The sequence below is a fragment of the Campylobacter concisus genome (assembly GCF_902460595.1).
GTDB lineage: Bacteria > Campylobacterota > Campylobacteria > Campylobacterales > Campylobacteraceae > Campylobacter_A > Campylobacter_A concisus_BL.
The window spans coordinates 127385-137525 of record NZ_CABPVA010000001.1; the positions used below are offsets into that span (position 1 = coordinate 127385).

General features: G+C 40.7%; 12 protein-coding genes and 1 tRNA gene. 7 read left to right on the forward strand and 6 right to left on the reverse strand.

The features are described from left to right. Positions 1-2: 2 nt before the first annotated feature. A complete protein-coding gene (gene dapF, locus F3G86_RS00540) occupies positions 3-746 on the forward strand; it encodes a diaminopimelate epimerase (protein WP_149722677.1) in 744 nt (247 codons plus the stop codon). A gap of 236 nt (positions 747-982) precedes the next feature. On the opposite strand, the gene rplT is transcribed toward dapF, so the two are convergent. Further along, the gene (gene rplT, locus F3G86_RS00545) at positions 983-1339 is read right to left on the reverse strand and encodes a 50S ribosomal protein L20 (RefSeq protein WP_009295119.1); all 357 of its coding nucleotides are present in this window, start codon (positions 1337-1339) and stop codon (positions 983-985) included. 101 nt (positions 1340-1440) lie between these two features. Further along, positions 1441-1632 (reverse strand): 50S ribosomal protein L35, encoded by a 192-nt coding sequence (gene rpmI / locus F3G86_RS00550; protein WP_012000969.1) that lies wholly within the window; start codon positions 1630-1632, stop codon positions 1441-1443. Positions 1633-1833: 201 nt separating this feature from the next. On the opposite strand from rpmI, the gene F3G86_RS00555 reads away from it, so the two are divergent. Continuing rightward, positions 1834-3330 (forward strand): C69 family dipeptidase, encoded by a 1497-nt coding sequence (locus tag F3G86_RS00555; RefSeq protein ID WP_149722678.1) that lies wholly within the window; start codon positions 1834-1836, stop codon positions 3328-3330. A gap of 346 nt (positions 3331-3676) precedes the next feature. Here the strand turns inward: F3G86_RS00555 and F3G86_RS10840 are convergent, their stop codons facing one another. After that, positions 3677-3808, reverse strand: a complete 132-nt coding sequence (locus tag F3G86_RS10840; protein ID WP_262974873.1) for a hypothetical protein — start codon at positions 3806-3808, stop codon at positions 3677-3679. A 117-nt stretch (positions 3809-3925) separates the two neighbouring features. Here F3G86_RS10840 and metE point away from each other — a divergent pair, with 117 nt between their 5' ends. The 4 genes from metE to F3G86_RS00580 all read left to right on the forward strand — a co-directional run bounded on the left by metE (position 3926) and on the right by F3G86_RS00580 (position 7897). After that, positions 3926-6199: a 5-methyltetrahydropteroyltriglutamate--homocysteine S-methyltransferase gene (gene metE, locus F3G86_RS00565; protein WP_149722680.1), complete on the forward strand. Its 2274-nt coding sequence runs from the start codon at positions 3926-3928 to the stop codon at positions 6197-6199. A 25-nt stretch (positions 6200-6224) separates the two neighbouring features. Further along, entirely contained in the window at positions 6225-6683 is a 459-nt protein-coding gene (locus tag F3G86_RS00570; protein WP_107943892.1) for a hypothetical protein, read from the forward strand. A 4-nt stretch (positions 6684-6687) separates the two neighbouring features. Continuing rightward, positions 6688-7572 (forward strand): methylenetetrahydrofolate reductase, encoded by an 885-nt coding sequence (locus tag F3G86_RS00575; protein WP_149722681.1) that lies wholly within the window; start codon positions 6688-6690, stop codon positions 7570-7572. A 124-nt stretch (positions 7573-7696) separates the two neighbouring features. Further along, entirely contained in the window at positions 7697-7897 is a 201-nt protein-coding gene (locus F3G86_RS00580; RefSeq protein WP_149722682.1) for a hypothetical protein, read from the forward strand. A gap of 54 nt (positions 7898-7951) precedes the next feature. Here F3G86_RS00580 and F3G86_RS10285 read toward each other — a convergent pair whose 3' ends face one another. From F3G86_RS10285 to F3G86_RS00595, 3 genes are all read right to left on the reverse strand, one after another. Then, positions 7952-8245, reverse strand: coding sequence for a winged helix-turn-helix domain-containing protein (locus F3G86_RS10285; protein ID WP_188116397.1), 294 nt, complete (start codon positions 8243-8245; stop codon positions 7952-7954). A gap of 300 nt (positions 8246-8545) precedes the next feature. Continuing rightward, positions 8546-9250: a cytochrome c3 family protein gene (locus F3G86_RS00590; protein ID WP_149723134.1), complete on the reverse strand. Its 705-nt coding sequence runs from the start codon at positions 9248-9250 to the stop codon at positions 8546-8548. Beyond that, complete coding sequence (locus tag F3G86_RS00595) at positions 9247-9684, reverse strand: cytochrome c3 family protein (protein WP_009295114.1); 438 nt, start codon at positions 9682-9684, stop codon at positions 9247-9249. The genes F3G86_RS00590 and F3G86_RS00595 overlap by 4 nt, the downstream gene beginning before the upstream one ends. Positions 9685-9908: 224 nt before the next feature. Here F3G86_RS00595 and F3G86_RS00600 point away from each other — a divergent pair. Next, positions 9909-9984: transfer RNA gene (locus F3G86_RS00600), tRNA-Val, on the forward strand. Positions 9985-10141 lie beyond the last annotated feature (157 nt).

The window sequence follows — 10141 nt, forward strand, 5'->3', positions numbered from 1 at the left end:
TCGTGCAAGTCTCAAAATATAACGCCAGCGGCAATGATTTTGTCATATTTCACACATTTTTGAGCAAAGATAGAAGCGAGCTTGCAAGGCAAATTTGCAGCCGAACAAACGGCGTGGGAGCTGACGGGCTCATCGTGCTTTTGCCTTACGAAAAGGGCGTGAAATGGGAATTTTACAACAGCGACGGAAGCTACGCTGCGATGTGTGGCAACGGCTCGCGTGCGGCTGCTAGATATGCCTATCTAAACGGCCTTGTAAGTTCGAGCGAATTTGCCTTGCTAACTGGCAGCGGCGAGGTGATGGCAAGCGTGAAAGATGAGTGCGTCGAGGTCGTGCTAACAAGTCCAAAGACTTTAAGCGAACCGCTAAATGAAAACGGCAAAACTTGGTACTTTTACGATACCGGCGTGCCGCATCTTGTAAATTTCACGCAAAATTTAGATGAATTTGACGTCAAAGAGTGCAGGGCGCTTCGTCAAAAGTACAATGCAAATGTAAATTTAGCTAAATTTGATGGCAGAGCTTTAAAGGTGAGAACCTATGAAAGGGGCGTGGAGGACGAGACGCTAGCTTGTGGCACTGGCATGGCGGCTTGTTTTTACGGCGCTACTTTAAATTTAAACGCAGCGCAATGTCTAAAAGTCTATCCAAAAAGTGGTGAGGAGCTTGGTCTTAGGCTAGAAAAAGGTAAAATTTTATTTAGCGGAGCGGTGAAACACTGCTTTGATACGAGTATCGAAATTTAGCTTTTAGAGCGAGTTCTATACTTACTCTTGGCTAGTTTGGCTAGTAATGGTAAGCAAATTTTTCAAATTTATATTACTAAATTTGCACCTAGCTGATGAAGTAAAATTTTATAGTGGTATTAATTTAAAATTTGAATACAAAATAAATAATTAAAAAAACTCGAAAAATAAATTTTAATAAAAATTTGAATAGAAATTTAAAAAAAGAATATCTCCGCCGAAGCGGAGAAAAGGTGTTATTTTAAAGCATCTTTTGCTTGTTTTGCAAGTGCCGCAAATGCCTTCGCGTCATTCATAGCTAGATCAGCTAAAATTTTTCTATCAAGTTCTATGTTAGCTTTATTTAAGCCGTTGATAAATCTTGAATAGCTAATGTCGTTTAGTCTGCAAGCTGCGTTGATACGAACGATCCATAAACGTCTGAAATCACGTTTTTTCTGGCGTCTGTCGCGGTATGCGTAAACTAAACTTCTCTCTAGTTGCTCTTTAGCTTTTCTAAAGTGTTTATGTCTAGCACTGAAAAAGCCACGTGCTAGCTTTAAAACTTTCTTATGGCGTCTTCTTCTAACTACGCCTGTTTTTACTCTTGCCATATTTATCCTTTTACAAATTGGCGCTCACAAGGTGAGTCTTGCCCCTAAATTTGGGGGAGTTTGAATGACTTTTTTGTCAAAAACTTAAATCTACAGCTGCTTTATACGCCGAGCATTTTGCGAACGGCTGGGACATTTGTGCTGTCCACGTATTGTGGGCCACGAAGGTCTCTCATACGCTTACTAGGTTTTTTTGTTAAGATATGGCTTCTAAAAGCAGAGCCTCTTTTTATCTTATTTTTACCTACTTTAAAGCGCTTAGCAGCACCGCGAACGGTTTTCATCTTTGGCATGCTAATCCTTTTTGAAATTTTATACGCAAGTGCGTAAGATTTGGATTATAGCGAAAAATCCTTTAGAAAATTTAAATTTCACTTAGACAAAATTTGCAATAAATTTACATTTAACTTAAAAAAGTTTTAAAAATCGGAACTAATTTATTAAATTTGGCATATAATTACATATGAAAATTTTATTTTACTAAAGGAGTAAAAATGAAAGGCAAAATTCTCGCATCAATCGTCGCTATGAGTGCGATTTTAGGCACAAGTAGCTTGGCATGCACTACCATTTTAGTAGGAGATAAAGCTTCAAACGACGGCTCTATGCTAGTGGCTAGAAGTGCTGATAGCAAGGCTATAAAGGCACAGGTCTTTTTGATCCACCCAGCTACGAAAAACCAAACTGGCATGCACAGCTCAAAGGCCCATGACGGCGCAAATGACTTTACATATCCGCTTCCAAAAGATGGCATGAGATACACAACCATCGCAAACTCACACACAAAACTTCACGGAGCGGTCGGCTACAACGAGGCTGGCGTAGGACTAAGCGGCACTGAGACCATTTACGCAAAAGATGAGCTTTTAAAAGTTGATCCATACAACGAAGAGACTGGCATCACAGAAGATGACATCCCAGACGTGCTTTTGCCACGTATGAAGAGCGCAAAAGAGGGCGTTAAGCTTCTTGGCGAGATAGTTGAGACCAAAGGCGCTGGTGAGGGCTTTGGTGTGGTATTTGTCGATGCAAACGAGCTTTGGTATTTTGAGACTGGCACAGGTCATAAATGGATCGCTTCAAAGATCCCGCAAGATGAATACTTCGTCACTGCAAACCAAGGCAGACTACACGCTTACAAAGAGAATGATCCAAATTTCATGGGTGCAAAAGATGTCATCAAATTTGCGATCGACAACAAGACTTATGACCCTGCAAAAGATGGCGAATTTAACTTTACAAAGGCCTATACAAGGGACGATGAAAGAGATGTGACTTACAACTACCCACGTGTTTGCTGGGTGCAAAGCATGTTTAATCCAAGCCTAAAACAAGACTTTGCTGACGGCCAGAAATTCCCAGTATTTTTAAAACCAGAGAAAAAACTAAGTGTTGAGGATCTAAAAGCTGCAATGAGAGCTCACTACGACGGCACTTCATTTGATAACTACACTAGCAAAGATGAAGATAAGAAAAACATCTACCGCGCTATAAGCGTCTTTAGAACATACGAGTCTCACGTCATGCAGGTGCGCCCGTGGCTACCAAAAGAGATCGGCCGCGTGACTTACGTCGCTCTTGGCATGGCTGATCTTAGCGTTTATTTACCGTATTACGAGGGGCTTGATGGCTTTATAAAAGGCTACTCAGATGGCTCATACGATGCTGATGATACTTCGATATACTGGGTTTATAGAAAACTTCAAACCCTTGTGATGACTGACTATGAGAAGTATTCGCCAGTGGTTAAAGAGGCCTACGCTAAATTTGAAAAAGAGTTGGCGGTAAAACAGGCAAAATTTGAAGATGAGTATGTCAAACTTTATAAAAAAGATAAGAAAAAAGCGGACAAACTCTTAAATGAATTTAGTAAAAAGACTATGCAAGAGGCTAAAGATCTCACAATGGAGCTTACAAACAAGGTCTTTACTATGCTTACGGCCGACATGGACGCTAAGCTAAAATCCCTAAATAAAGGTAAAAAAGACTAAAAACTCTGGGCGTGAAATTTAGTAGCGCCCAAATTTAAACAAAAATTTGGCAAAGAGCGTTTATAATGCCGCAAAAATTCACTACAAAGGAAAAACGCTGATGCCTTGTCCCATGCGTAAAGCTCGTTAATCTCGGCAAAAAACATATCAGCGATTTTCAAAAAACACGCAAATTTTTAAACAATTTTACATTTTTTCACATTGATATTAATCCATTTTTGCTAGCCGGTCCGCTGCATTGTAACTGCATTTTTAAAAATAAAACTAAGCAGTGTTTAAAATTTGGCAAGGATCTTTTTAGCAGGGTTTTTTATAAATTTTATTTTAGCTTAAGAAGAAGCGGGTGTCATCCACCGCGTTTGGGGTGATTAAATTTATTGTTTGAGCTGTGATAGTGAAAATTTGGCTTTTGGTGGCAGAATGGGTTTCTACTTGCGGTCTGGTCTGCTTGCAGTTGCGAGCTTGTGACGCAAAACATCGCCCCTTCCGCCCCCAAACCCCCACCGCACGTTCAAGGTTGCTGTGCCTTGCACAGTTTTATAGTAGTCCGCAGAGCGAATTTTCGTCTGCAAATTTAAATTTAAAAAGGATAAAAATGATAAAAAGTTATGTTTTAGGTTTTCCAAGAATCGGAGAGAAAAGAGAGTTAAAGCGCGCATTAGAGGGCTTTTGGGCTGGTAAAGAGGGCTTTAGTGAAGAGAATTTGCAAGAGACTGCAAAGACGCTTCGCCAAAGACACTGGAAATATCAACAAGACGCTGGCATCTCGGCTATTAGCGTTAATGATTTTTCATTTTACGACCTAATGCTTGATAACATCATCGCTTTTGGCGCTACACCTCCAAGATTTGCAAATTTAAGCGGCTTAGAGCAATATTTTGCTTGCTCAAGAGGCAACAAAAACGGCGTTGCGATGGAGATGACAAAGTGGTTTAACACAAACTACCACTACATCGTGCCAGAGCTTAGTAGCGAGAGCAAATTTAGCCTAAAAGCTGACAAAATTTTGGCTGAATACAAAGAGGCAAAGGCTAACGGCATAAAAGGCAAGGTAAATTTGATCGGCCCTATCACGTTCTTGGCTCTTTCAAAGACGACTGACGGCAGTTGCCCATTTAAGCACCTTGACGCGCTTGTAGGCGAGTACAAAAAGCTGCTTGAGCAAATTTCTAAGCTTGATGATGAAATTTTAGTGCAGTTTGACGAGCCGATCTTTGTAACAGACAAAAACGAAGAGCTACTTTTGCCACTTATCACAAAGGTTTATAACGAGCTAACAGGCGTTGCAAACAACGTTAAGATCGTATTTGCGACATATTTTGAGCATGCGATCAAGGCAGTTAGCGAAGTGGCTAAAACTAAAATTTATGGCATCGCGCTTGACTTTATCCACGGCAAGAGAAATTTCGAAGTCCTTGAGACTATCAAAAATAGCCATTTGACGCTATTTGCTGGCGTGATAGACGGCAGAAATATCTGGAAAAGCAACATCGACGAAAAAGTAAAACTTGTAGGTGAAATTTTAGAAAAGATAGGCGGAAAAGACCTTTATATCGGCACTTCATGCTCACTTCTACACGTGCCATACACGCTAAAATATGAAGAGAATTTAAACCCAGAGATCAAAAGCTGGCTAAGTTTTTCGGTTGAGAAGCTTGATGAGATCAAGATCATCACAAAACTAGCAAATGGCGAGAAACTTGATGAGAGCGAAACAAAAATTTACGAAGAGAACAAAAATGCTGTTAAAACTCGCGCCACTTCAAAGCTCATCCACTCTGAAAGCGTTCAAAAACGCGTTAAAAATTTAAGCAAATTTGAGCGTGACGAGAAATTTGAAGACCGCATAAAAATTCAACGTGAAACGCTAAACTACGGTATATTGCCAACAACAACGATAGGTAGTTTTCCTCAAACGGTTGATCTTCGCGTACTTCGCCAAAATTTCAAAAAAGGTGAGATCGACGCGGCTGCTTATGAAGCAGGCATCAAAAAATATATCGATCACTGCGTGAAATTCCAAGAAGATATCGGCCTAGACGTGCTAGTACACGGCGAGCCAGAGAGAAACGACATGGTTGAGTACTTTGGCGAGCAGATCAGCGGATATGCATTTAGCCAAAATGGCTGGGTACAAAGCTACGGCAGCCGCTGCGTCAAGCCACCACTTCTCTTTGGTGACGTAAGCCGCCCAGAGCCGATGACTGTTAAGTGGATGAAATACGCTCAAAGCATCACAAAACACGTAATGAAGGGCATGCTAACTGGACCTGTAACGATGCTAAACTGGAGCTTTGTGCGTGATGATCTTCCAAGAAGCGAGGTGGCAAAACAGCTTGCACTTTGTATCTATGACGAGATCGCAGACCTTCAAAATGCGGGCATCAGAGTGATCCAAGTCGATGAGGCAGCGTTTAAAGAGGGCTATCCGCTAAGAGCTGAAAATATCCCAGCTTATGAGAAATTTGCGGTTGATTGCTTCAAGCTTTCAGTGAGCTCAGCCGAGGCAAAAACTCAGATCCACACTCATATGTGCTACTCTGAATTTAATGACATCATCAAGACCATCGAAGCTATGGACGCCGATGTTATCAGTATCGAGACTGCAAGAAGTGGCAACGAGCTACTTAAAATTTTCAAAGCTGTTGGCTACAAACAAGAGGTCGGACCTGGCGTTTATGACATCCACAGCCCACGTGTGCCAAGCGTCGAGGAGATTGTCGCTCAGATCAAAGCTCTGCTTGAGGTGTTACCAAAAGAGCAACTCTGGATCAACCCTGACTGCGGCCTAAAAACCAGAAAATGGGAAGAGGTCGAGCCAAGCCTTAAAAACATGGTAGAAGCCGTCAAGATCGTAAGAGGTCTATAAAATTTAATTAAAAAGGATTTGAAAAATGAAAAGGATTTTTCTATTTGTAATATTAGTTATCTTTGCGTCCGGATGTAGTTCTGGACGCCACTCTATACCACTCAACAAAGGTGCGTACAAGCAAACAAATATCTATAGTATCAGCGAGACTTTAAATTTAGAAGCTGCCAAAAAAGAGCTAGCAGGCTTTGAAAATGTGAGGCTTGAGTTTGGCTCAAACGACCAAAATAAAAGCGTCATCAAGGCAAATGTAAAGGTTCAAAGATTTATCACTGATAGCGGAGATATAAAGGGCTATTGCCAAGAGGCTTTTGTCGCCGTCATAAAAAGATATATGATAGCTGCTAAAAAGCAAAATGCCGACGTGGCAAATATCGTGAGCTTTTGGCGAGCCGACGCAAAATACCTAAAAGACGAGTTTGTCTGCATGTCGTCAAGAAATTCTGTTGGTGTGGTGATGAGGGCTGATCTAGTTCAAAAGTGAGAAAATGTTAAAAGAGAAAATTTTAAATAGAGAAAAAGGGCTCGTGCTATATGGCCTTACGCCGCCAAAGGCTGAATTTGACGAGTCTAAACTGCGCGACATCTCGGATCGCTGGACGGGGCGGATAAATGATATCAAGGCCGATGGGCTCGTACTTTACGAGGTGCAAGATGAGAGCGAGCGAAATGAGAGCGAGAGGACATTTGAGTTTAGCGGGACGCTAAGCCCTGAAATTTACTACAAAAAGTACCTAAATGTAGCTACACCTAGCATATTTTATCGCGTGGCTAGCGGATACGGCGAGGATGAATTTCGCGCAGCACTTAAGGCCCAAAGCTCAAATTTAAACGTGCTAGTGGGGGCAACTTCTAGCACGCAAAAAGTTAGGCTAAATTTAGCTCGCGCTTACGAGATAGCTAGCGAATTTAAAGAGTTAGCAGTGGGCGGCGTCTGTATCGCAGAGCGTCACGGCAAAAAGGGCGATGAGCCACAAAGGATGCGTGAAAAGATCGCGACTGGGGCTAAATTTTTCATATCGCAGGCAATCTTTGACGCACAGCTAGCGCGCAAATTTTTAGAGGATTGCGCGGCTGCAAAGATAAGCGAGCCGATATTTCTTACATTTAGCACAGCAGGCAACCCAAAAACACTTGAATTTATCAAATGGCTCGGAGTGAGCGTGCCAAGCTCGGTCGAAGAGAGGCTAAATTTAAGCTCAGACTATTTACTTGAAAGTTGCAATATCATTAAAGAAATTTGGTGCGAGCTAAAGAAATTTGGCGACGAAAATGGGCTAAATTTAAGCATAAATATAGAAAGTGTCATGGCAAAGCGCGCCGAGATAGAAGCGAGCTTGGAGCTAACAAAAAGCATAAGAGAGTTGGTGTAAAGCCAGCTCTTGCTATAAATTTATACAAATTCTTTCTTGATGGTGCAATGGCGCCACAAATCCACAAAGAATAGTCGTTATGATTAGCGATCACAAGCTGTTTTAAAGGTCGGTTGGCTACTGCTTGGCAGATTTTCAAAAAGCTGCTATAGCAAAAATGATATGGCTTTATGTAAGAAATTTGACGAGATATACGAATACGGCAAACTTCTCAGAGAAAAAGGCGGTGCTTTGGCAAGGCAAATTTATCAAAGGTGCTGTGAAAATCGTTGAAGCCAAAATAGCCAAACAAGGCAAGAGTTTTTACAAATTTAAGCAAATTTGATCTAAAAGTATAGAAATTTAGCTTCAAACAAGATCTAAATTTTACTAATTTCCCTCACTCCACCTTATATCCAGTGCCTCGCACGGTTTTTAGGCAGATAGTTGGTATCTTAGCTCTTATCTCCCGCACGAGCGATCTGATGCGCTCTTGCGATAAGGTTTCGTTTTTATATAGGTGGTGATCTATCTTATCAAAGGTGACGACGTGGGGCGAGTTTTTGCATAAAATTTCAAGTAGCCGGCTCTCTTTTTTGCCAAGGTAGATGACCTCGTCCTCTTTTCTTATGCAAAGGGAGTCTTTGTCAAAGACCAGACCATTTTTTAGCTCAAATTTAGAGCCTAAAAGCACCTTGCAAAGCCTAAAAACATGAAATAAAAACTCTTCAGGGCAAATGGCTTATAGTAAATTTCCTTAAAAATGCTAGGGACGCTAACGCCCTGCAAAAGCATAATGGGAGTGATGTTTTGGCTATCTCTTATAAATTTAACTAGATCAAGGTTTAAATTTCTTTAACCATTGCCGTACTCAAAGTCCTTGACGACCGAACATGTGCTTTTAAGCTGGATCATCCTAAACCCAAAGCGGTAAAGCGATGCATTTAGGATGACATTTTGCCAAAAGCCACTTGAGAGCGGTTAAGCTTTCTCGTCAGCCAGCTAGACCACCGCCAGCTGGCTTTTTGGCGTCTTTTTCAGCCTTTTGCTTTAAAAATTCCTCTTCGTCTTTTGTAGGTTTGTACTCATCTTTGAAGAATTTTTGCTTAGTTTCGATCCTCTTTTCGATCATCTTTTTATCATAAATTTTATATGACGGCTTCCAATACTCAAGATAGTTTCTAAAGCCAGCGCCGTGACCTGCGTCATAGTGGCAGCTTACACATTTTAGCTCTTTAGGGGTGTCAAGAAGCTTTTTGTAGTGAGCGTGCATCTTTTGAGCTTGCGCTGAAGTGTTGTTGCTATCTATCACGTTTGTGTGGCAGCTTGTGCAGCCGTTGTCAAAGACGAAATGCTCGCGGTTTTTGAGGTTTTTGTGCCAATCAATAGCACTAGGATCGCCAAAGAAATGCACCCAGCCCTCTAAAATGCCGTTTTTCGCCTTCGTTAGGGCGTATTTTGCGATGTTGTCATGCGGTATGTGACAATCCACGCATCTTGCTTTGATACCAGTTTTGCCATTGCCGCTGTGGATGTCGTCGTTGTAGGCGATCACCATAGGATCCATCTCGTGGCAAACGATGCAGAATTTATCCCCACTCGTCTCATCAAGCGCGTAATGAACTGGCAGAACGACTAAAAATCCAACAATTCCGCTTATTAATATGATAAGCGCTAGTAGTTTTTTTGAAATTTTCATGGTGTTACTCCATTCATCCATTGTGGCACCTCGTGTTCATGGCACTCAGAGCACATGTTTGTAGATGGTTTGTGCTCGTTGTGGCACTCGTCGCAGTACAAAGTCGGACCATCGTGAACAGAGTTGTGAGGATTTGCCTTTAGAGTATCCATAAATTTTAGCCTCTGGGCTAAGAGTTTTTTGCTCTTATGACAGGATAGGCAGCCAGCGTCGCCGATCGCTTTAAATTTGCTAGGATCATCGCCCTGGTTTTGGTGACAATCAACGCAGTCAAAGCTTAGGTGTTCATGATGAGGTTTGATCTTATATTTGGCTCTTAGCTCATCAGATACTACTACTTTTGTGACGTTTAGATCGCCCTTTGGTATATCGGCACCAAAGAGATGAAGCGAAAATAAACAGGCAAAAATAGCGATGAATTTAAGCTTGTTCATACCCTTTTCCTTTCTTTTAAGATTTTATAAACATCAAATTTCAATGAAAAACTAATATTTTTACTTAAACTTATTTTTATGAAATTATAGTCCTTGCTTGATTAAATCTGCATTAATAATATTTTAGAGTACTAAAATATAGACTAGTTTTATAAAGTTAAATTTTAAAGAAAATGGCAATTAAGCTAAATAAAAAGGAAAATGAAATATAATCCCAAATCTTTGGTCCCGTAGCTCAGTTGGTAGAGCACTACCTTGACATGGTAGTGGTCGATGGTTCGAGTCCATTCGGGGCCACCATTTCTATATAAACTTCCCCAAAACGTAAAATCCAAAAAATAAAATTTAAAAATATTTTTTTGTAACTATACCATTTTTAAATTTTAAACTAAATCCCTAAAATACGCCAAGCTATTACTAAATTTAACTAAAAAATTTATAACTTCATATTTCTAAA

What these genes read in the sequence shown, in the direction of transcription:
- rplT (WP_009295119.1), bottom strand. Translation starts at nt 1,339, where the DNA reads ATGGCAAGAGTAAAAACAGGCGTAGTTAGAAGAAGACGCCATAAGAAA.
- rpmI (WP_012000969.1), bottom strand. Translation starts at nt 1,632, where the DNA reads ATGCCAAAGATGAAAACCGTTCGCGGTGCTGCTAAGCGCTTTAAAGTA.
- F3G86_RS00555 (WP_149722678.1), top strand. Translation starts at nt 1,834, where the DNA reads ATGAAAGGCAAAATTCTCGCATCAATCGTCGCTATGAGTGCGATTTTA.
- F3G86_RS10840 (WP_262974873.1), bottom strand. Translation starts at nt 3,808, where the DNA reads ATGTTTTGCGTCACAAGCTCGCAACTGCAAGCAGACCAGACCGCAAGT.
- metE (WP_149722680.1), top strand. Translation starts at nt 3,926, where the DNA reads ATGATAAAAAGTTATGTTTTAGGTTTTCCAAGAATCGGAGAGAAAAGA.
- F3G86_RS00570 (WP_107943892.1), top strand. Translation starts at nt 6,225, where the DNA reads ATGAAAAGGATTTTTCTATTTGTAATATTAGTTATCTTTGCGTCCGGA.
- F3G86_RS00575 (WP_149722681.1), top strand. Translation starts at nt 6,688, where the DNA reads ATGTTAAAAGAGAAAATTTTAAATAGAGAAAAAGGGCTCGTGCTATAT.
- F3G86_RS00590 (WP_149723134.1), bottom strand. Translation starts at nt 9,250, where the DNA reads ATGAAAATTTCAAAAAAACTACTAGCGCTTATCATATTAATAAGCGGA.
- F3G86_RS00595 (WP_009295114.1), bottom strand. Translation starts at nt 9,684, where the DNA reads ATGAACAAGCTTAAATTCATCGCTATTTTTGCCTGTTTATTTTCGCTT.